Origin of the sequence: Solidesulfovibrio carbinoliphilus subsp. oakridgensis (assembly GCF_000177215.2) — a bacterium.
GTDB lineage: Bacteria > Desulfobacterota > Desulfovibrionia > Desulfovibrionales > Desulfovibrionaceae > Solidesulfovibrio > Solidesulfovibrio carbinoliphilus.
In genome coordinates, this window is record NZ_CM001368.1 from 4,040,292 (window position 1) to 4,061,426 (window position 21,135).

18 protein-coding genes are annotated in these 21,135 nt (G+C 67.0%); 16 read left to right on the plus strand and 2 right to left on the minus strand.

All coding sequences use genetic code 11. From position 1 onward, the window contains the following. Positions 1–4: 4 nt before the first annotated feature. The gene (locus tag DFW101_RS17845) at positions 5–964 is read right to left on the minus strand and encodes a YbgA family protein (RefSeq protein ID WP_009182915.1); all 960 of its coding nucleotides are present in this window, start codon (positions 962–964) and stop codon (positions 5–7) included. Between the two features lie 129 nt (positions 965–1,093). On the opposite strand from DFW101_RS17845, the gene DFW101_RS17850 reads away from it, so the two are divergent. The 12 genes from DFW101_RS17850 (at position 1,094) to DFW101_RS17905 (ending at position 13,986) form a co-directional block, all read left to right on the plus strand. Next, positions 1,094–1,738 carry an HAD family hydrolase gene (locus tag DFW101_RS17850; RefSeq protein ID WP_009182916.1) on the plus strand — a complete coding sequence of 215 codons (645 nt, stop codon included), beginning with the start codon at positions 1,094–1,096 and terminating at the stop codon, positions 1,736–1,738. Beyond that, a complete protein-coding gene (locus tag DFW101_RS17855) occupies positions 1,731–2,375 on the plus strand; it encodes a phosphatidylserine decarboxylase family protein (protein WP_009182917.1) in 645 nt (214 codons plus the stop codon). Before DFW101_RS17850 ends, DFW101_RS17855 begins: the two co-directional genes overlap by 8 nt. Then, a complete protein-coding gene (gene pssA, locus DFW101_RS17860; RefSeq protein ID WP_009182918.1) occupies positions 2,376–3,152 on the plus strand; it encodes a CDP-diacylglycerol--serine O-phosphatidyltransferase in 777 nt (258 codons plus the stop codon). It abuts the gene before it with no gap. 127 nt (positions 3,153–3,279) lie between these two features. Then, positions 3,280–4,818, plus strand: a complete 1,539-nt coding sequence (locus DFW101_RS17865; RefSeq protein WP_009182919.1) for a 2-isopropylmalate synthase — start codon at positions 3,280–3,282, stop codon at positions 4,816–4,818. After that, positions 4,803–6,062, plus strand: coding sequence for a 3-isopropylmalate dehydratase large subunit (gene leuC, locus DFW101_RS17870; protein WP_009182920.1), 1,260 nt, complete (start codon positions 4,803–4,805; stop codon positions 6,060–6,062). Before DFW101_RS17865 ends, leuC begins: the two co-directional genes overlap by 16 nt. 233 nt (positions 6,063–6,295) lie before the next feature. Further along, positions 6,296–6,793, plus strand: coding sequence for a 3-isopropylmalate dehydratase small subunit (locus DFW101_RS17875; RefSeq protein WP_009182921.1), 498 nt, complete (start codon positions 6,296–6,298; stop codon positions 6,791–6,793). A 285-nt stretch (positions 6,794–7,078) separates the two neighbouring features. After that, positions 7,079–8,155: a 3-isopropylmalate dehydrogenase gene (gene leuB, locus DFW101_RS17880; RefSeq protein ID WP_009182922.1), complete on the plus strand. Its 1,077-nt coding sequence runs from the start codon at positions 7,079–7,081 to the stop codon at positions 8,153–8,155. 198 nt (positions 8,156–8,353) lie between these two features. Then, positions 8,354–10,330 carry an ABC-F family ATP-binding cassette domain-containing protein gene (locus DFW101_RS17885; protein ID WP_009182923.1) on the plus strand — a complete coding sequence of 659 codons (1,977 nt, stop codon included), beginning with the start codon at positions 8,354–8,356 and terminating at the stop codon, positions 10,328–10,330. After that, positions 10,327–10,764: a (deoxy)nucleoside triphosphate pyrophosphohydrolase gene (locus DFW101_RS17890; RefSeq protein WP_009182924.1), complete on the plus strand. Its 438-nt coding sequence runs from the start codon at positions 10,327–10,329 to the stop codon at positions 10,762–10,764. Before DFW101_RS17885 ends, DFW101_RS17890 begins: the two co-directional genes overlap by 4 nt. A 51-nt stretch (positions 10,765–10,815) precedes the next feature. Beyond that, positions 10,816–11,688 carry a methylenetetrahydrofolate reductase [NAD(P)H] gene (metF, locus tag DFW101_RS17895; RefSeq protein ID WP_009182925.1) on the plus strand — a complete coding sequence of 291 codons (873 nt, stop codon included), beginning with the start codon at positions 10,816–10,818 and terminating at the stop codon, positions 11,686–11,688. Between the two features lie 182 nt (positions 11,689–11,870). Next, entirely contained in the window at positions 11,871–12,902 is a 1,032-nt protein-coding gene (locus DFW101_RS17900) for an aspartate-semialdehyde dehydrogenase (protein ID WP_009182926.1), read from the plus strand. A gap of 142 nt (positions 12,903–13,044) precedes the next feature. After that, positions 13,045–13,986, plus strand: a complete 942-nt coding sequence (locus DFW101_RS17905) for an aminotransferase class IV (RefSeq protein WP_009182927.1) — start codon at positions 13,045–13,047, stop codon at positions 13,984–13,986. Positions 13,987–14,207: 221 nt separating this feature from the next. On the opposite strand, the gene DFW101_RS17910 is transcribed toward DFW101_RS17905, so the two are convergent. After that, positions 14,208–15,032 (minus strand): Tim44 domain-containing protein, encoded by an 825-nt coding sequence (locus tag DFW101_RS17910; RefSeq protein ID WP_009182928.1) that lies wholly within the window; start codon positions 15,030–15,032, stop codon positions 14,208–14,210. A gap of 273 nt (positions 15,033–15,305) precedes the next feature. Between DFW101_RS17910 and DFW101_RS17915 the strand changes: the two genes are divergently transcribed. From DFW101_RS17915 to DFW101_RS17930, 4 genes are all read left to right on the plus strand, one after another. Next, entirely contained in the window at positions 15,306–17,303 is a 1,998-nt protein-coding gene (locus DFW101_RS17915) for a methyl-accepting chemotaxis protein (protein ID WP_009182929.1), read from the plus strand. Positions 17,304–17,452: 149 nt separating this feature from the next. After that, complete coding sequence (locus DFW101_RS17920; protein ID WP_009182930.1) at positions 17,453–18,967, plus strand: ATP-binding protein; 1,515 nt, start codon at positions 17,453–17,455, stop codon at positions 18,965–18,967. A gap of 57 nt (positions 18,968–19,024) precedes the next feature. Beyond that, entirely contained in the window at positions 19,025–20,473 is a 1,449-nt protein-coding gene (locus tag DFW101_RS17925; protein ID WP_009182931.1) for a sigma-54-dependent transcriptional regulator, read from the plus strand. A 189-nt stretch (positions 20,474–20,662) separates the two neighbouring features. Then, positions 20,663–21,040 (plus strand): response regulator, encoded by a 378-nt coding sequence (locus tag DFW101_RS17930; RefSeq protein WP_009182932.1) that lies wholly within the window; start codon positions 20,663–20,665, stop codon positions 21,038–21,040. Positions 21,041–21,135 lie beyond the last annotated feature (95 nt).

The window sequence follows — 21,135 nt, forward strand, 5'->3', positions numbered from 1 at the left end:
CGGGTCAGGCGTGGTTGCGCAGTTTGAGTTCGACGGGATGGGGGGTCAGGTAGTGCTGGCCGCGCAGATAGGCCACGTCGTACTTGCGGGTGTAGTGGGCGAGAAGCGTCACCGGCACGATGAGCGGCACCAGGCCCAGGCGGTAGGTGTCGATGACCTCGCCCAGTTCATTTTTTTCGTCGCCGGTCAGGGACTTTTTGAAATAGCCCATTATATGTTGGAGGACGTTGGCGTGTTTGGCCGGGGTGGCCGGCAGGGCGAGGGTCCGCATGAGCAGGGTCTCGTAGGACTGGATCAGGGCGTCGGCGGGCCAGTTTTTGGCCTCGGCCGCAAGGCGGCCGATCTGCCGGGCCAGCTGCGGGCTGTGGGACAGGAGGAGCAGCTTGTGGCTGGCCGTGAACCCGATCAGCCGGGCGGTGAGGCCCGTCTGGCCGTCGCCGGCGAGCGTCTGGCGCCAGCGGGCGAGGGTGAAGATCCGCTCGATGAAGTTTTCCCGCAGCCGGTCGTCGTGGAGCCGCCCCTCGTCCTCGACCGGCACGAGGGGCAGGCGGTCCATGAAGGCCCGGGCGAAAAGCCCCACCCCGCGTTCGGCCGGCGAGCCCTTGTCGTTGTAGACCTTGACCCGGGTGAATCCGCTGGACGGGGACTTGGCCTTGAAGATGAAGCCGCAGAGGTTCTCCCCGGCCAACGCGTCGGCCCGACGGGTGGCAAAGGCCCGCATCCGGTCGGTCAGGTCCGTGCCGGTCTTGAGGGTGACCAGGCGCGGGGCTTCGGGATCGCCGACAAGGCGCATGGCCTCGCGCGGCACGCCGAATCCGGCTTCGACCTCGGGGCAGACCGGCACGAAGGTGAAATACTTTCCCAGGGTGTCGGTGACGTAGCGGTCGTGCTTGTGGCCGCCGTCGTAGCGCACGGGCTGGCCAAGCAGACAGGCGCTGACGCCGACGCGGATTTCTTCGGGCATCTGTTCCTCGGTGTGTTTTCCCGGCTTGCCCGGCGCGGGGTTAGCGGCTAAGGCCTTGCAGGCGTTTTTTGGTTTCTACGGCTTTTACGACGCCAAGGAAAGGCGGCGGGCAAAGGTGGATGACGTGTCATGCAGGCAATAGGCGAGAGCGGGTGCCGAATCGGCACCGTCTTTTTCGATTTCGGCGGCGTGCTGGCCGAGGAGGGCTTCCGCGAGGGCCTCATTGCCATCGCGGAGGAGGCCGGCCGCGACCCGGCGGCCATCGTGCCCGTGGCCTACGAGATGGCCTGGAGCACCGGGTTCGTGGTCGGCGGCTGCGACGAGGCCGGTTTCTGGGAGGCCTTTCGCCGGGCCACGGGCATCGCCCGCAGCGACGCGGACCTGACCGAGGCCGTGCTGTCGCGCTTCACGCCCCGGCCGTTTCTTTTCAACGTGGCCGACGCCGCCCGGGAAATGGGCCTTGGCACCGCCATTTTGAGCGACCAGACCGAGTGGCTGGCCCGGCTTGATGCGCGGCTTGGCGTCTTTTCCCATTTCGACGCGGTATTTAACAGCTGCGAGCACGGCGTTTCCAAGCGCGACCGGGCCTTTTTCGACCTGGCCCTGGCCGCCATGGACGCCCGGGCCGGGACATCGCTTTTCATCGACGACGCCCCGAGAAACACGGCCCTTGCCGCGTCGCTTGGCTTTCACACCATCCTTTACCGGGACGAGGCCTCCTTTTTCACCGAACTGGCCGCCGTCTGTCCGCCCCTTGGAGCGACCCATGTATAATCCGCTTTTCGGCCTGGCCCGCGACGGCCTGCCCATCATCGGCCTTTTCGCCCTGGCCACCCTGGTGGCCGCCCTCCTGCGCTGGCCCGCGCCGGCCGTGGTGCTGCTGCTTCTGACCGCCTTTAGCCTCAACTTCTTCCGCGATCCGGACCGGGCCGCCCCGACCGGAGAGGGGCTGGCCGTGGCCCCGGCCGACGGCGTGGTCTGCAAGATGGGCGAGGCCGTCGATCCGCTCACCGGCGAGATGCGGCAGGTGGTCTGCATCTTCATGAACATCTTTAACGTCCACGTGAACCGTTCGCCGGTGGACGGCACGGTGACGGAAGTGCGCTATCTCCCGGGCAAGTTTTTCAATGCCTCCCTGGACAAGGCTTCGGTGGACAACGAGCGCAACGTGCTCGGCATCCGCGACGCCGCAGGCGGCCAGTGGTCGGTGGTCCAGATCGCGGGCCTGATCGCCCGGCGCATCGTCTGCAAGGCCGTGCCCGGGGACAGGCTTTCGCGCGGCGAGCGCTATGGCATGATCAAGTTCGGGTCCCGGCTTGACGTCTATTTGCCACATGGTTATCTTCCTGCCGTGACAATGGGGCAGAAGACCACGGCCGGACTGACCGTCCTGGCCCGGAAAGCGGACTAGATGGAAGAAGAAAAACCCACCCAGAGCCGGGCGCGCAGGAGCGTTTACATCCTGCCGAACCTGTTTACCACGGCGAGCCTTTTCGCCGGGTTCCTCGGCATGCTGTGGGCCATCGAGGGCCGCTTCGACATGACCGCCCTGGCCATCCTGGTCTCCTGCCTGTTCGACGGGCTCGACGGCAAGGTGGCCAGGCTGACGGGCACCAGCAGCGATTTCGGCGTCCAGTTCGACTCCCTGGCCGATCTGGTCGCCTTCGGCGTCACCCCGGCCATCATGGTCTACCAGTGGCAGCTGTCCCGGTTCGGCCGGCTCGGCATTCTGGCCGCCTTCATGCTCGTGGCCTGCGGGGCCCTGCGTCTGGCCCGCTTCAACGTCATGTCCGGCAAGACCATCACCTCCAAGAAGTTCTTCATCGGTCTGCCCATCCCGGCCGCCGGGTGCATGATCTCGCTTTTTTTCATGTTCGAGCGCTATCTCCCGGACGCCTTCGCCGCGGCGGTGGTTCCCCGGGCCTGCCTCATCCTCGTCTATGCCCTGTCCTTCCTCATGGTCAGCCGGGTGCGCTATGCCTCCTTCAAGGAGTTCGGGCTGGTCAAGGCCCACCCCTTCAGCGCCATGGTGACCGCCATGCTCCTCTTCGTGGTCGTGGCCTCCGAGCCCTGGCTCATCGGCTTTCTGCTTTTCACGGCCTACCTCATCTCCGGACCCATCTACACCTTTTTCGTTCTGCCGCGCCGCGCCTCCAAGCTACGGGAGCCCCTCCAGGAGCTCTCATAATACCATTTATCCCTTTTTGACATCGCTTGTCATTGTCCCGGCCCTCGGCTAACAGCCTCTTGCCGTGGCTGCCGCGCATGCGTCAGCCGTACCGCGCCACGCGCGGGGATACCAAAGGGAGATACCCATGTCCGACGACAGCAGGGTTTACATTTTTGACACCACGCTCCGGGACGGCGAACAGTCGCCCGGGGCCACCATGACCCGTGAGGAAAAGATCCGCATGGCCCGCCAGCTCGAAACGCTCGGCGTGGACATCATCGAGGCCGGCTTTCCCGCCGCCAGCGAAGGCGACTTCCAGTCCGTGGCCGCCATCGCCGAAACCGTCACCAAACCTGTCGTGGCCGCCCTGTGCCGGGCCCTGGTGTCCGACATCGACCGGGGTTTCGAGGCCATCAAAAACGCCAAACGCCGCCGCATCCACACCTTCCTCGCCACCTCGGCCCTGCACATGGAGCACAAGCTCGGCAAGACGCCCGAGCAGGTGCTCGAAATGGCCGAGGCGGCCGTGCGCCACGCGGTAGGCAAGGGCGTCGAGGTCCAGTTCTCGGCCGAGGACGCCTCCCGGTCCGATCCCGCCTTTCTCGTGGCCGTGTGCGACCGGGTCATCGCCGCCGGCGCCACCATCATCAATATCCCGGACACCGTGGGCTACGCCCAGCCGGCCGAATTCGCCGAGCTGATCCGCCACCTCCTCGGCACGGTCAAGGGGGCGGACAAGGTGACTTTCGCCGTCCACTGCCACAACGACCTCGGGCTGGCCGTGGCCAACACCCTGGCCGCGGTCCACGCCGGCGCCCGCCAGGCCGAGGTGACCCTCTCCGGCATCGGCGAGCGGGCCGGAAACGCGTCGCTTGAGCAGGTGGTGATGGGCCTCAATACCCGGCCCAACTACTACAACCTCACCACCGGCATCGTGACCGAGGAGATCTTCCCCTCCTGCCGCCGCCTCGCCGGCATCATCGGCCAGCCCATCCCGCCCTATGCCCCGATCATCGGCCGCAACGCCTTTGCCCACGAGTCCGGCATCCACCAGCACGGCATCATGAAGGACCGGCGCACCTACGAGATCATGACCGCCGAGCACATCGGCCGCAAGGGCGCGGTGGTGGTCCTTGGCAAGCACTCGGGCCGCCATGCCCTGGACGCCAAGGTCAAGGAGCTCAACTACACGCTGACCGACGACGAGCTCAAGATCGTCTTTGACGCGGTCAAGGAGCTGGCCGACCGCAAGCAGCGCATCCTCGACGAGGACATCGAGGCCCTTATCCTCGAAAAGGTCCTGCGCCGGCCCGACCACTACGCCCTCAAGCACCTGTCCGTGCACTGCGGCAACGTGGAACTCGCCCCCTCGGCCGTCCTGGAGATGGAAGTGGAAGGCCAGAGCGTGCGGGAGTACTCGTCGGGTTCCGGCCCGGTGGACGCGGCCTTCAACGCCGTGTGCAAGCTCGTCGGCAGAAAGCCAGAGCTGGAAGAGTTCCACATCAACGCCATCACCGGCGGCACCGACGCCCAGGGCGAGGTGACCGTGCGCGTGCGCGAAGGCAACGCCACGTCCGTCGGACGCGGCGTCCACGATGACGTCATCATGGCGAGCACCCTCGCCTTTATCAACGCCCTCAATCGGTTGGCCAAGAAGGAGGACCGGATATGCCCGCAACTTTAGCCGAAAAAATTCTGCAGGCCCACAGCGACGAACAGGTGACCGGACCGGGCCAGATCGTCCGCTGCCGCCTGTCCCTGGTCCTGGCCAACGACATCACAGCACCCCTGGCCATCAAGTCCTTCAAGAAGATGGGCGCCGCCGGCGTCTTCGACAAGGACAAGGTGGTCATCGTGGCCGACCACTTCACGCCCAACAAGGACATCGCCTCGGCCGAGCAGGTCAAGGTCTGCCGCGAGTTCGCCAAAGCCATGGGGCTCACCCACTACTTCGAGGGCGGCAACGTCGGCGTCGAGCACGCGCTCCTGCCCGAACTCGGCCTCGTCGGCCCGGGCGACGTGGTCATCGGCGCGGACTCCCACACCTGCACCTACGGCGGCCTGGGCGCCTTTGCCACGGGCATGGGTTCCACCGACGTGGCCGGCGGCATGGCCCTTGGCGAGACCTGGTTCAAGGTTCCCCCGACCATCCAGGTCGTCCTGACCGGCGAACTTGGAACCTATGTCGGCGGCAAGGACCTGATGCTGGCCTTGATCGGCGCCATCGGCGTGTCCGGGGCCCTGTACAAGGCCCTGGAATTCACCGGCCCCCTGGCCGCCGCCCTGTCCATCGAAGGCCGCCTGACCATGTCCAACATGGCCATCGAGGCCGGCGGCAAGGCCGGCCTCTTCCCGGCCGACGCCAAGACCCTGGAGTACACCGCCAAGGCCGGCCGCACCGGCGACAAACTCCTGGCCGCCGATCCGGGCGCGGCCTATGAGCGGACCGTCACCATCAACGCCACCGGCATGGAACCGCAGATCGCCTGCCCGCACCTGCCGGACAACGTCAAGCCCGTGTCCGAAGTGGCCGGCCTGCCCATCGACCAGGCCGTCATCGGCTCCTGCACCAACGGCCGCATCGAGGACCTGAGGCAAGCCGCCGCCATCCTCAAGGGCAAAAAGGTTTCCCGAAACGTCCGCTGCATCGTCCTGCCGGCCACGCCGTCGATCTGGCGCCAGGCCCTGGCCGAAGGCCTGATCGAGACCTTCATGGACGCCGGCTGCGTCGTCGGTCCCGCCACCTGCGGGCCGTGCCTCGGCGGCCACATGGGCATCCTGGCCGGCGGCGAGCGGGCCATCGCCACCACCAACCGCAACTTCAAAGGCCGCATGGGCAGCCTCGAAAGCGAAGTCTACCTCTCCGGCCCCGCCGCCGCCGCCGCCGCCGCCATCGCCGGCGAGATTGTCGATCCGGCCAAGGTGTAGCGGGAGGAGGAAGAGGAAGATGCCTCCGGCGGCCGGGGGGGATGATCCCCCCCGGACCCCCCTCGACGGGAAAAATGGAGGCATAGGTGGTGGTAGGGGAAAGGGAATAGAGCGTGAATAATGGGGGACGCCCCCGTTAAGAGTTTTTGGGGAAGGAGGGGCGTGGGGAGGAAACCCCTTTTTGCAAAAAGGGGTTTCCTCCCCACACTCTCCACTCCGAAGGAGTTACAGCCATGTACCACGGCAAGGCGCATAAGGTCGGCGCGCATATCGATACGGACGCGATCATTCCGGCCAAGTTCCTGGTGACCACCGACACGGCCGAACTCGGGGCCAACTGCATGGAGGGCCTGGAACCCGGCTGGATCAAGCGGGTGGAGAAGGGCGACATCATGGTCGCGGGCGAGAACTTCGGCTGCGGCTCCTCCCGCGAGCACGCGCCGCTGGCCCTGCTCGGGGCCGGCATCCCGGTCGTCATCGCCCACAGCTTCGCCCGCATCTTCTACCGCAACAGCTTCAACATGGGGCTGGTGCTCCTGGAGATCGGCGACGACGTGGCCAAGATCAAGGACGGCGACGAACTGACGGTCGACGCCGACACCGGCGTCATCGAGAACGTGACCACAGGCGCGAAAATCCAGTGCAAGCCCGTGCCGCCGTTCATGCAGAGCATCCTCGACGCCGGCGGACTGGTTCCCTACGTCAAGGAACGTCTGGCTGCCCGAGGATAAGCTCGGGAGGGGCGCCGCCCTTCTCGATGCCACCCCGCCGGAAGAGGAAGATGCCTCCGGCGGCCGGGGGGGATCATCCCCCCCGGACCCCCCGACAGCGCGGGGACTGGTGGCAGGAGAGCAGGAGCCGCGACAGACAGCGGTGCTGATGTGAAATAAACATGCACGCGATACCCTTACCCCTTCCGGGGGGTCCGGGGGGAATGATTCCCCCCGGCGGAGAGGTCCAGGAGAGGCAGCGCCTCTCCTGGCCGCCGGAGGCATACATACATCCAAGGACACACCATGCGTTACAACATCTGCGTGATGCCGGGGGACGGGATCGGTCCCGAGATCGTGGCCGAGGCCCGCAAGGTCATGGAGGCCGTGGGCAAGAAGTTCGGGCTGGAGTTCGCCTTTACCGAAGCCCTCATTGGCGGCGCGGCCATCGACGCCAAGGGGACGCCTCTGCCCGAGGCGACGGTTGCCGCCTGCAAGGCGGCCGACGCCGTGCTTCTGGGCGCGGTCGGCGGCCCCAAATGGGACGCCATCGACCCGGCCATCCGTCCGGAAAAGGGCCTGCTCGGCATCCGCAAGGCCTTGGGGCTTTTCGCCAACCTGCGCCCGGCCAAGCTCTTTCCGGAATTGGCCTCGGCCTGCTGCCTGCGGCCGGACATCGTCGGCAAGGGGCTTGACGTCATGGTCGTGCGCGAGCTGACCGGCGGGGCCTATTTCGGCGAGCCGCGCGGCATCGAGGAGCGGGGCGGGGAGAAGGTCGGGTTCAACACCATGGTCTATGCCGAGCACGAGGTGCGCCGCATCGCCCGGGTCGGGTTCGAGACGGCCCGCAAGCGCGGCAAAAAGCTTTGCTCCGTGGACAAGGCCAACGTCCTCGACGTGTCGCGCCTGTGGCGGGCCGTGGTCCTGGAAGTGGCCAAGGACTACCCGGACGTGGAACTCTCGCACATGTACGTGGACAACGCGGCCATGCAGCTCGTGCGCGACCCGTCGCAGTTCGACGTCATCGTGACCGAGAACCTTTTCGGCGACATCCTGTCCGACGAGGCGGCGGTCATCACCGGCTCCATCGGCATGCTGCCCTCGGCCTCCCTCGGGGAGGGCAATCCGGGCCTGTACGAGCCCATCCACGGCTCGGCGCCGGACATCGCCGGCCAGGACAAGGCCAATCCGCTGGCCACCATCCTGTCGGTGGCCATGCTGCTCAAGCACTCCTTCGGCCAGACGGACGCCGCCGACGCCATAGACGCGGCCTGCGCCAGGGTGCTGGCCGACGGCTACCGCACGGGCGACATCATGGAGCCCGGCAAGGTGCTGGTCGGCTGCCGGCAGATGGGCGACCTGGTGGTGGCCCGCCTCGGCTGAGAACCCGCGACCGCGGCCGGCCGGACGCGCGTCCGGCCGGCCTGGCAAAACGGCCCCAGGGGCCGGCCGGACCGCCGTTTCCACTGCGAGGGCGGGGGGCTGGTTCTTCGGGCCGTTTTTTCGTATGAAGCGGCCCGCCGGCGTGCATGCCGGCCGTCGCCGCTTTCGGCCGTCACATCCAGCGCAGCAAAAGAAGTCATGGCAAAAGTCAGTCTGCAACAGCTTTCCAAGTCCTACGGCGGCCGCGACCTGTTCAAGGATTTCTCGCTCGAGATTCCGGCCGGCACGCGGCTGGCCGTGGTCGGCCAGAACGGCGCGGGCAAGTCCACGCTTTTGAAACTCATTGCCGGCGTGTCCGAGCCCGACGGCGGCCGGGTGGTCCTCTCGACCGGAGCGCGCCTTGGCTACGTGGCCCAGGAGATGGAGGCCGGCGACCTCGGCATGACGCTTCTCGCCTGGGTCATGGCCGCTTTGCCGTCCTGGAAGGAGTTCTGGGTCCGCTACGACGCGGCCGTGGCTGCCGGCGACCAGGCGACGCTGGCGGTCCTTGCCGCCGAGCAGACGAGCCTCGAGCACGCCCTTGGCTACAACCCCGAGTACCGGGCCAAGACCATCCTGACGGGCCTGGGGTTTTCCGACGAAAGCCAGCATGCCCCCATTTCCGACCTGTCCGGCGGCTGGCGCGAGCGGGCCAAGCTGGCCCGGGTGCTGACGGCCGGAGCCGACGTCCTGCTCCTCGACGAGCCGACCAACCACCTGGACCTCGAAGCCGTCGCCTGGCTCGAATCCTTTTTGTGCGCCTTTGCCGGCGTGCTGGTCTTCGTGGCCCACGACCGGATCTTTCTCGACCGCGTGGCCACGCACACCCTTTTCACGGGCGAAGGGAAGCCCGTCTGGCGGCCGGGCTCCTTCACCCAGTTTTTGGCCTGGCGCGAGGAGATGGACAAGCAGTGGGAGCGGCAGGCCGCGGCCATCGACAGCAAGATCAAGCAGGTCAACGCCTTTGCCGACCGGTTCCGCTACAAGGCCACCAAGGCAAGGCAGGCCCAGAGCAAGCTCAAGAGCAAGGACAAGCTCGAAAAGGAACTGTCCTCGCTGAAAAGCGAACGGCCGGACGTGAAGGGGAGGACCCTCAACTTCACCCTGCCCGAGCCCGAGAAATCGGACAAGACCGTGGCCGCGGCCGCCGACCTGTCCTATGCCTACCCGGACCGGGCCCCCATCTGGCCGCCGCTGACCTTCCAGCTCTTTCGCGGCCAGAAGGTGGCGCTCGTCGGGCACAACGGCGCGGGCAAGACCACGCTTTTAAAGCTCGTGGTCGGGGCCTTGAAGCCCGCCTCCGGCCGGGTGCTCCTCGGCACCGGGGTGAAGCTCGGCTACTTCAGCCAGCACCAGACCGAGATCCTCAATACCGACGCCCTGGTCATGGCCGAGATGCGGCGCATGGCCGGCCCCAAGGCCACGCACCTGGAAGTCTGTTCCATCCTGGGGCTTTTCCTTCTCGGCGAGGACTACTGGGAGCGGCGGGTGTCGGAACTGTCCGGCGGCGAGAAGTCGCGGCTGGTCCTGGCCGGGCTCTTCTCGGCCCGGGCCAACTTTCTGGTCCTCGACGAACCGACCAACCACCTGGACCTGGAAAGCCGCGAGGCCCTGGTGCGGGCCCTGTCCGAATACGCGGGCACCATCCTCATGGTGGCCCACGACCGCTATCTGCTCGGTGAAGTGGCCGGGGAGGTCTGGTCCGTGGGCGAGGACGGCATTACGGTCCACGACGAGGGCTTTGCCGCCTACGAGGCCGCCCAGGCCGAGGCCAACGCCTGCCGGCTGGACGCGCCCGAGGCCCCGGCGGCCAAGGTCTCGCGCCAGGACGACAAGGAGCGCAAACGCCGGGTGGCCGAGCAGCGAAACGCGCTCTACCGCGACATCAAGCCCAAGCGCGAGGCCATGGAGGCCATGGAGGCCGAGCTTGAGGCGCTTCTCGCCAAGCAGGGCGAGGTCGAAGCCACCATGGCCGATCCGGAAACCTATGCCCAGAAAGAGCTTTTCTCCACACTCAGCAAGGAGTACGGCGCGCTTTCCCATGCCGCCGAGGACCTGCTGGCCCGCATGGCCGTGCTGGAAGAGGAGATCGGCGATCTGGAGGCCCGTCGGGCCGCTTTGGGAGAAGGCGCATGAACTGCGGACCGAAGATCGTGCATGTGGTGGCCGCCGTCATCTGGCGGGAAGGGCGCTACCTCGGCGTGCGCCGGCCCGAGGGCAAGCCCCTGGCCGGAGCCTACGAGTTTCCCGGCGGCAAGATCGAGCCCGACGAATCGCCCCGGGCGGCGCTGGTGCGGGAACTGGCCGAGGAACTGGGCATCACGCCGACCGCAATTGCCTTTTTCAGGGAAAAAGCGCATGCTTACGAACATATTTCCGTCCATCTTCATTTTTTTCACGTCCGCGCCTTCCTTGGAGAACCGGCGGCCCTGGAAGGCCAGGAGATGGAATGGCTGACGCCGCAGGACGGTCTGGCCCGTCCGTTTCTGGAAGCGGACCGGGATGTTGTCGCGGAACTGGCCGAAGTCGCCGCTTTCGGGCAGAAGGATGTTCGGCCTGACGTCGGCTAGCCCGGAAGCCGTGAAGCGCCCGCCAGCCCTCACCATGACCAAGGAGACCGCGTGCGAATCGGGGAGTTGATCGAAGCGAAGCGGCCGTTCGTGTCGCTGGAGTTTTTCCCGCCCAAGGAGCGCGAGGCCTGGGCCGGTTTTTTCGACGTCGTGGAGCGGCTTTTGCCCGTGCGGCCGCTGTTCGTGTCCGTGACCTACGGAGCCGGCGGCAGCACCCACGCCCACACCCTGGAAATCGTCTCCCGCCTCAAAACCGCCTACGGCCTCGAGCCCATGGCCCATCTCACCTGCGTCGGGGCGAGCAGGGAGAAGATCCGGGGCTTTCTGGACGGCCTGGCGGCGGCCGGCGTGGACAACGTCCTGGCCCTGCGCGGCGATCCGCCCAAGGGACAGGAGCAGTTCGTCCCGGACTCCGAAGACTTCCAGCACGCCTCCGATCTGGTGGCCTTCATCCGCCGCGAATATCCGGCCCTGGCCATCGGCGTGGCCGGCTATCCCGAGTGCCATCCCGAGGCCCCGTCGGCCCGGGCGGACCTGGATTTCCTGCGCCAAAAGATTGCCCTTGGCGGCGATTTCACCGTGACCCAGCTTTTTTTCGATAACGACTGTTATTTCGCTTTCGTGGACAAGGTGCGCGGCATGGGCATCACCGTGCCCATCGTGCCGGGCGTGCTGCCGGTCATGAGCCTGGCCAGCGTCAAGCGGCTGTCCAGCCTTTGCGGCGCGAGCCTGCCGCCGGCCTATCTGGCCGCGCTGGAAGCCGCCGACGCGGCCGGGGGCCCGGCGGCCGTGGCCGAGGTCGGCATTGCCCACGCCCGCAAACAGGCCCAGGATCTCATCGACCGGGGGGCGCCGGGCGTGCACCTCTACACGCTCAACAAGGCCGAGGCCGTGCTCTCCATCGTCTCGGGCCTGACCATGTAACACCCTTCCGGCGCACTCTTGCGCGGTCCCTGGCTGTACCCAGGGCCGCGCCCCACGCCGGAATGCGACCAATATTTTCAGGGGGTCCGGGGGGGATGATCCCCCCCGGCGGAGAGGTCCAGGAGAGGCAGAGCCTCTCCTGGCCGCCGGAGGCATTCTTTCTTCAACAGATGGAGGACGGTATGGGCAGGGGCGAATGGGTTGTGGCCGTGGCCGGGGCCACGGGAGCCGTGGGACGGGAGATGCTGAAAACCCTCGAACAGCGGCAGTTTCCGGCCAAGACCATCAAGGCCTTGGCCTCCTCGCGTTCGGCCGGCACCACGGTGCCGTACGCCGACACCGAGCTGACCGTCGAGGAGATGACGGAAGATTCCTTTGAAGGCGTCGATATCGCGCTCTTTTCGGCCGGCGGCTCCACCTCGAAGAAATTCGCGCCCTTTGCCGTCAAGGCCGGCTGCGTGGTCATCGACAATTCGAGCGCCTGGCGCATGGACCCGGAAGTGCCGCTGGTCGTGCCCGAGGTCAACCCGCAGGACGTGGACTGGCACAACGGCATCATCGCCAACCCCAACTGCTCGACCATCCAGATGGTGGTGGCCTTGAAGCCCCTGCACGACGTCGCGAAAATCAAACGCGTCATCGTCTCCACCTACCAGGCCGTGTCCGGCACCGGCCAGAAGGCCATCGCCGAACTCGAAACCCAGGTCCGCCAGCTTTTCCACATGCAGGACCCGGACGTGAAGGTCTATCCGCACCAGATCGCGTTCAACTGCCTGCCCCAGATCGATGTCTTCACCGACGGCGACTACACCTTCGAAGAAGTGAAGATGATCAAAGAGACCAACAAGATCATGGGCGACGACTCGATCAAGGTGACGGCCACCACCGTGCGCGTGCCGGTCTTTTACGGGCACAGCGAATCCGTCAACATCGAGACCGAGAAGAAACTGACCGCCAAGGAAGCCCGGGCCATCCTGGCCCAGGCCCCGGGCGTGCGCGTCTACGACAACCCGTCGGAAAAGATCTACCCCATGCCGCTTGTCGCCGCGGGCGAGGACGAAGTGTTCGTCGGCCGCATCCGCGAGGACCAGACCATCGACAACGGCCTGCACCTCTGGATCGTGGCCGACAACATCCGCAAGGGCGCGGCCTTAAACGCCGTGCAGATCGCGGAGCTCCTCATCGAACGCGACAAGGTGCGGGTCGAGAAGTAGGGGCGCGGAAGCCGGGAGAAGATGCCTCCGGCGGCCGGGAGGGGGTCACCCCCTCCCGGACCCTCCCGAAAGGGGTGGACGAACGTATCGAACAGGGGAAAACATGGCCTGCATGTTTTCCCCTTTTGCTTGGGAGGAAGTTATGCCCGACATTGTGGATACCGACGTGTACCTGAAACGGCTCCTGGCCGCGCCGCGCCCCGGCAGCGAGGCGGTCCTGGCCTTTTACGACCACCGGCTCGGCGTCATCGGCACCGATCCGCGCCTCATGCTCATTCCCCTGGACGACCACCTCGTCCACCGGGGCGACGGCGTCTTCGAGACGCTCAAATACCTCGGCCGCCGGCTCTATCAGATCGCCCCCCACTTCGAACGCATGGAGCGGTCGGCTGCGGCCATCTTTCTCGCGCCGCCCTGTTCCTGGGCCGAAGTGGCCGATCTTACGCTTTCCGTATGCCAGGCCGCCGGCGCCGACGACGGCATGGTCCGGGTGCTGGTCGGCCGCGGCCCCGGCGGCTTTGGCATCGATCCGGCCGAATGTCCGACCCCGAGCCTGACCATCGTGGCCTACAGGTTCCACGCCCGGCCGGCCGAGTCCTTCGCCAAGGGCGTCACCGCCTTTCGCACCTCCATCCCGGCCAAACAGAACTATCTGGCCCGCATCAAATCCATCGACTACCTGCCGAACGTGCTCATGAAGCGTGAAGCCACCGAACGCGGCGAAGACTATCCCGTCTGCTACGACGACAAGGGGCTCCTCGCCGAAGGGGCCACGGAAAACATCTGCATCGTGGACGCCGGCGGCCGCCTCGTCGTGCCGGAGCTCAACAACGCCCTGACCGGCACGACCCTCCTTCGCGCCGTGGAACTCCTCCATGGCGAAGTGGAAACGGTCTTCGCCGGCATCCGCGAGGAAGACATTGCCACCGCCCGCGAGATGTTCATCCTCGGCACCACCAACGACTGTCTGAGCATCGTCCGCTACAACGGCGCGCCCGTCGGCGACGGGAAACCCGGCCCCGTCTCCCGGCGCATCAAGGAACGGATCGTCGCCGATATCCAGGCGAACGGCACACCCTTTTAAAGAGAAGATGCCTCCGGCGGCCGGGGGGGATCATCCCCCCCGGACCCCCTGGAAGGGGAAATGGGAGTGGGGGAAACGGGTGGCGTGATGGGCGTTGGCGGATGTGCGTCGGTGTGGCCGTCCGACTACGCCACGCCATCCTTCGCACTCCATTGGGGAGGGTCCGGGAGGGGATCATCCCCTCCCGGCCGCCGGAGGCATTCTTTTTCTCCCTTCCTCGCTTACTCCCTGCCGCGCTCCATGCCGTCGAGCAGCCAGTGTGCTCCGGGGGCGGCGGTGTCGCGGACGAAGCGCCAGCGCTCCTTGCGGTCGGTGTTGTGGGGCGCGTCGGGCTCGTGGACGAGAACCTCGTAGTCCACGTCCATGACGGTGCGGCCGGATTCCTGGCGTTCGCCGGCCAGGACGGCTTCGACGAGCAGGATCTCGGGCGCGGGCGGCGGCGAGGCGGGCAGGCTGTTTTTGAGCTGGGCCAGAAAGAGCGGCGTGGTGAAGTTGGCCAGATCGTCGAAGTCGCGTTTGGCCATGGCGGCCAGAATGCGGCCGTAGGCCAGTTTGGCGCCGGCCAGGAATTCCTGTTCCGGCGTCGCACCCGACGGCAGGGGACCGGTGGCACCGGAGGGGGCGGCGGTCGTGGGAGTGCCCTTGGGGGGAGGCGACTTGAGGGCGGCCCAGGTGGCCTGGGCGTTGGTGTACATGTTGGGCTTGCCGGGCGGGCTGTCGAGGGGCGGCGGGGCCTCGTCGTCGTAGGCGGCCGGCGGCGGTGGTGGCGGGGGCTGCTGGTTTGCGCCGGTTTTTCCGGTCCGGCCGAGCAGGAGGCGAAGGACCAGAAACAGGGCCAGCCCGAGGACGGCCAGATCGACCAGGCGCGGTCCGGTGAAGTCGTCGCCGCGAAAGACGCTGCCGAGCAGGCCGCCGGTCAGCAGGTCCTCGGCCCGGGCCGGGGAGGGCAGGGCCAGGGCCAGCCCGACGGCGGCGGCCAGGGTGCGGCTGGGGATGCGGGAGAGGAGGGCGGCCAGGGCCTTGGGGGAGCCGGGGTGCGTGTCCATGCTGCCTGTGTGGCAAAGGGGGGCGGGCAAGTCAATGCGCCGGCTTTGACAAGGTGGAAAAAATGCTGACACCCCGGCCGGCCCGGCCGGACGGACAGGCCCGGGAACCGGGCCTTCGGGCCGGAGCCGGGTTGGCATGTCCTTTGCGTGAAGCGTATTCCCGGCCAGAACGATGGGGATGGGCCTCATGACATTCGTTGCGGTATGGCGTATCGCCTATCGGCTAGGCGATGCATGGCGAAGGCGGGTCGCGGGGAACCAAGGGGGGATGTGATGGGCGTGCGACGCAAACTGTATCTGTTGCTCGGTGTGTGCGTGCTGGGATTTTGCTGCGCGTTTGCGGCGGATCGGATAGGAAGTTACTATGCCGCGAAATTCCAGGAGCTTGAAGGCCTGGCCGCCAATGCCTATCTGGAAATCCTGCAGGCCCGGCGCGAGGAGAAGAATTTCCTCATGCGCATGGACCCGGCCTATATCGAGCCGGCCTTGCGCCATGCCGACAAGGTGCGGGACGACATCGGCCGCCTCTCCGGACTGGACGGGGCCCTGGCCGGCGAGGCCCGGGAGGCCCTGGCCGAGCTCGCCGCCTACCGCAAGGGTTTCGAGGAGCTGGTCGGGATTGCGCGGATCAAGGGATTTAACGAGAACGAAGGCCTGATGCGCGATTTCGTCTACGCCGCCCGGGATCTGGACGAAAAGTTCAAGCCCGTGACGGACAAGGATTTCCAGATCCTGCTGTTGACCATCCGCCGGCATGAGAAGAACTGGCAACTGCGCGACGAGGCCGGCTACGTGGAAAAGGTGGCCGAGGGGGTCAAGCGCCTGGAGGCCATGGTCGCGGCCGATCCGGATCTGGCCGCGGACCGGAAAAAAAGTTTCGTGGCGGTCATCGATTCCTACCAGCGCAGCTTCAACGCCTACGTCGAGGCCAGCGCCAAGGCCAAGAAGGTCACCGAGGCCATGGTGGCGAGCGGCCGCGACCTCATGCCCCATTTCGAGAAGATCGAGGCCCATTACGCCGCCCGCCGGGCCGAGGTCCAGGGGCTGGTCGACGGGGCCCTGCTCGCGGTCCAGGCCGTGTTGGGACTGGCGGTGCTGGCCGTGATCCTGTGGATCATCCGGGGTATTACCGGTTCCCTGGCCGCCCTGGGGGGCTATTCCCGGCAGGTGGCCTCGGGCGACCTGGACGCCAGGCCGACCGGGCGTTTCGAGGCGGAATTCGCGGCCCTTCGCGACGACACCACGGCCATGGTCGACAATCTGAAAATCCATATGCGCGAGGTGGCGGACAAGCAGGCCGAGGCCACGCGGCAGGCCCAGGCCGCCGAAGAGGCCATGCGCGAAACGTTGCATAAGGAGGAGGAGCTGGCCCACACCCTCTCGCGCATGCAGGCCGTGGCCGAGCAGGCCGGCGACATCTCGAAGCGGCTTTCGAGCGCCGCCCTTGAACTGTCGGCCCAGACCGAGCAGGCGGCCTCGGGCGTCGAACTGCAGCGCCGCCGGGTGGACGAAACCGCCGCCGCCATCGGCCAGATGAACGCCACCATCCTCGAAATCGCCTCCAATGCCGGCGCGGCCGCCCAAACGGCCGAAGAGACCCGCGACAACGCCACCACCGGGGCCGAGGTGGTCAGCCGGGCCGGCCAGTCCATGGCCAAGGTCAACGGCATCGCCACGGAACTCAAGGGCGACATGGCCAGCCTCGGCCAGGAGGCCGAGTCCATCGGCCAGGTCGTCGGCGTGATTAACGATATCGCGGACCAGACCAACCTGCTGGCGCTCAATGCCGCCATCGAGGCGGCCCGGGCCGGCGAGGCCGGGCGCGGTTTCGCGGTGGTGGCCGACGAGGTCAGAAAGCTCGCGGAAAAGACCATGGTGGCCACCAAGGAAGTCGAGTCCCGCATCCGGGCCATCCAGGAGGCGGCCGGCCGCAACATCAAGAGCATGGACCAGGCGGTTTCGGCCGTGGCCGACGCCAATTCCCTGGCCGGCCGGTCCGGGGAGGCCATCCGCGCCATCCTGGGCCATGCCGACGCCACCAGCTCCCAGGTCCAGTCCATCGCCGCCTCGGCCGAGGAGCAGTCCGCCGCGTCCGAGCAGATCAGCCGGGCCATTGGCGAAATCAACAAGGTGGCCGAGGACAACGTGGCCGGGGTGGACGCCTCCAGCCGGGCGGCCCACGCCCTGTCGAACATGGCCGAGGAGCTCAAGGACCTGATCGGCCGGCTGCGCGGCCACGAGGCCCGTCCGAAGATTCTGGCCGCGGCCTGAGTCCCGGCAAGCAGGAAACCTCGCTGCCCGGGCCGCGACCCGTTGCCACGGCCGGCCGGTCCCGGTAAGACCGGGACGTCGCCCATGCCGGAGGCGATGCCCGGGCCGGCTCCCTCTGCCACCGGCCAACCGAGGACGCGAAAAGTTCCATGACCGCCGCCACCGTTCCGGGACGCCCGGGACTTTCCCGCCTGGGCCTGCGGGCCAGGGTCTACCTGCTGCTCGGAAGCCTGCTTTTGGTCAACATGGCCGGTCCGGTCATCATGGTCTGGTACGCGGCCATGGCCCGCGACCTCTACACGGCCACGGCCGACAAGGACCTGGCCGCCCTGACCGCCGCCCATGAACTCGAAAACGCCCTTTTGAACCAGAAAGGCTACGCCACTTATTATTACCTCAGCCGCGACCCGTCCTGGATCGGCAAGCTGAGCGAGAGCCGCCGGACGTTCGCCCTGTGGCTCGAACGCATCCGCCAGGACGTGGACGCCCCCGAGCCGACCGAGCTCCTCGAAGCCATCACGGCGGCCTACAAGGAGTATTCGGCGGCCAAGGACAATGTCATCGACCTCTACCAGCAGGGGAGGGAGGAGGCGGCCAAGAACCAGCACTGGGCCGTGCGCGACGATTTCGACGGCCTGCGCGACCTGTGCGACCGGTTCAAGGAGTTCTACCGGGCCCGCATGCGCCAGACCGGCCTGGTCTACCTGGAGCGCACGGACCTGGTCATGGGCGTGGCCGTGATCGGCGTGGTCATAAACGCCACCCTGGGCTTTTTCCTGGCCTACGTCCTGGTCGGCCAGATCCTGGACCCCATCCGGCGGCTGGCCCGGGGCGACCGGGGCAAGGGGGCCATGGCGGGCGTTTCCGACGAGGTCAAGGCCATCGGCCAGAAGTTTCGCGACCTCGAAAAGGACGTGGACCAGGCCCACCTGGACCTGGAGCAGAGCCGGGGCCACCTCATGCAGTCGGAAAAGCTGGCCATGGCCGGCCGGCTGGCCGCGGGCGTGGCCCACACCATCCGAAATCCGCTGACCTCGGTTAAGATGCGCCTTTTCTCCCTGGAGCGCGGCCTCAAGCTCGATCCCTCCCAGCAGGAGGACTTCGAGGTCATTGCCGAGGAGATCGGGCACATCGATACCATCGTGCGCAACTTCCTGGAGTTCGCCCGGCCCCCGAAGTTGACGGCCCAGCCGGTCGGCCTTTCGGACGTGGTGGACACGGCGCTCGTCCTCTTGAAGCACCGCCTGGAGTCCTACAACGTGGAGGTCACCGTGGACCGCTCCCGGCCCCTGCCGGAGATAAGCGCCGACCCGGACCAGTTGAAGGAGGCCCTGGTCAATCTGGTCCTCAATGCCTGCGAGGCCATGGTCGAGGGCGGCTCCATCCGCATCCGCGAGGAGGTGGGCCTTTTGGAACCTTACGGCCACGTCCTGGCCGTGCGGGTGACGGACAGCGGCCCGGGCGTGCCGCCGGGGTTGGTCGAACGGATCTTCCAGCCGTTTTTCACCACCAAGGGCGAGGGGTCGGGCCTTGGCCTCCCCATTGTCAAACGGATCGTGGAGGAGCATGGCGGGTGGATCACGGTCCAGTCCCCGGAAGGGCGCGGGGCCACCTTCACCATGGTCTTTCCGTACGAGGGGGAGCGGGGATGGCACAGGGCATAGGGGCGGCGCCCGGGACCGGCAACGGTGCTTGCGCCGCCGGCGTTTCGGAGCCCCGCCGTGGATAGCCGCACGGCCCAGATTCTCATCGTCGACGACGATCACCAGTTGCGCCAGAGCTTCGAACGGCTGCTTGCGGCCGAGGGCTACGCGGTGCGCACCGCCTCCTCGGGCGAGGCCGGCATCCTGGCCGTGCGCGAGGCCGTGCCCGACCTCGTGGTCATGGACGTGCGCATGCCCGGCATCTCGGGACTCGAGGCCTACGCCGCCATGCGCGAGTTCGAGCCCAGGCTGCCGGTCATCATCATGACGGCCTTTGGCACCACGGACATTGCCATCGAGGCCACCAAGATGGGGGCCTACGACTACATCCTCAAGCCCTTCGACATCCCGGAGATCCTCAAGCTGATCGAAAAGGCCGTGGCCGCCGGCCGGTCCATGCGCAGCCGGGTGGCCGTGGGCGAGGAGGGGGAGGCGGCCGTGGCGGCCGACGCCATCATCGGCCGCAGCCAGGCCATGCAGGACCTCTACAAGGCCATCGGCCGGGCCGCGCCCACCGACGCCACGGTGCTCATCCGGGGCGAATCCGGCACCGGCAAGGAGCTGGTGGCCCGGGCCGTGTACCAGCATTCGCTGCGGGCGGACAAACCGTTTCTGGTCATAAACTGCGTGGCCATCCCGGAAACGCTGCTCGAATCCGAACTGTTCGGCTACGAGAAGGGGGCGTTCACCGGAGCCACCGGCCGCAAGGTGGGCAAGATCGAGCAGGCCAACCGGGGCACGGTCTTTCTGGACGAGATCGGCGACATGCCGCTGTCGATCCAGGCCAAGATCCTGCGCCTCTTGCAGGAGCAAAACGTCGAGCGTCTGGGCGGCCGGCAGGTCATCCCGGTCGACGTCCGCATCATCGCGGCCACCAACCGGGACCTGGAGGCCGCCGTCCGGGCCGGGCAGTTCCGCGAGGACCTCTACTATCGCCTGAAGGTCGTGACCATGGCCATGCCGCCCCTGCGGGAGCGGCCGGGCGACATCCCGCTTCTTGTCCGCTATTTCCTGGCCCGGTATTCCCGGGAGATGGGCCAGCCCGACCCCGGCGTCTCGGACGAGGCCATGGCGCTTTTGACCACCCAGCCCTGGCCGGGCAATGTCCGGGAGCTCGGCAACACCGTCAAGAAGGCGCTCATCTTCAACCTCGGCGCGCCCCTTGGCCCGGACGAGGTCCAGAAGGCCTCGGGCGAGCCGCTGCGGGGGGGCGGTCCGGCCGAGGCCGATCCGGGCGATTCCCTGGCCCGGTACGTCCGCCGGGAACTCGCCTCCGGCCGGGAAAGCCTTTTCGAGGACCTCATGGACCGTTTTGGCCTCCTCGTCATCCGCGAGGCCTTGGAAGCCACCGGCGGCAACCGTTCCCAGGCGGCCCGGCTCCTTGGCCTGTCCCGGCCGACGCTTTTGGCCAAGATCGAAAAGTACGGCCTTCGCATCGAATCGCGCGTGCGCCAATCCGATTCCTGACCCTCCCCTCCGCCTTCTTTTACAAACCGTAAAGATTGCTGACAGGCTCTCCCGGACAAGCCCCGGGAGACGCGGCATCGGCGGCGGCAAAAGACTTTTAATTCCAGTCTATTGATGCGTCTGTGCCCCCGGTCTTTTTTGGCACGGGAGTTGCGATATGGCGGCTAAACCTTGTCATGGAGCGTGGTTGTGAAGTGTGCGGGGGCAACGCTTGTTATCGCCGAGAGAAACGCCAACATCCGGGAGCTCTTGCGCCGGGAATTCGGCCGCGAGGGCTATGCCGTGCTGACGGCGGGCTCGGGCGCCGAGGTCCTCGCGCACCTGGCCGCCCCGGCGTCGGCCGATCTGCTCGTCCTCGATGCCGAGATCGGCGATCCGCAAGGCGGCTCCCTTGTCCCGCATGTCACCCGTCTCTACCCTCTGCTGCCCGTGGTGCTGCACGTGTTTCCCGGCTTCGAGGCCGAGGCCGGCGCGACCGGCGTGGTCCGGGTGGAGAAAGAGGGTGATTTCGAACGTCTCAAGCGCACGGTGCGCCGGGTGCTGGGAGAATGCGGCGGCGCCGGCTGACCAGGCGGGGAAGGCAAGGAAACGGACGGGTTTGATCGTCGCGAGGTAGGGGTTGTCGCGCGACGCGACACGCGCGAAACGGCACTTTCAAAACG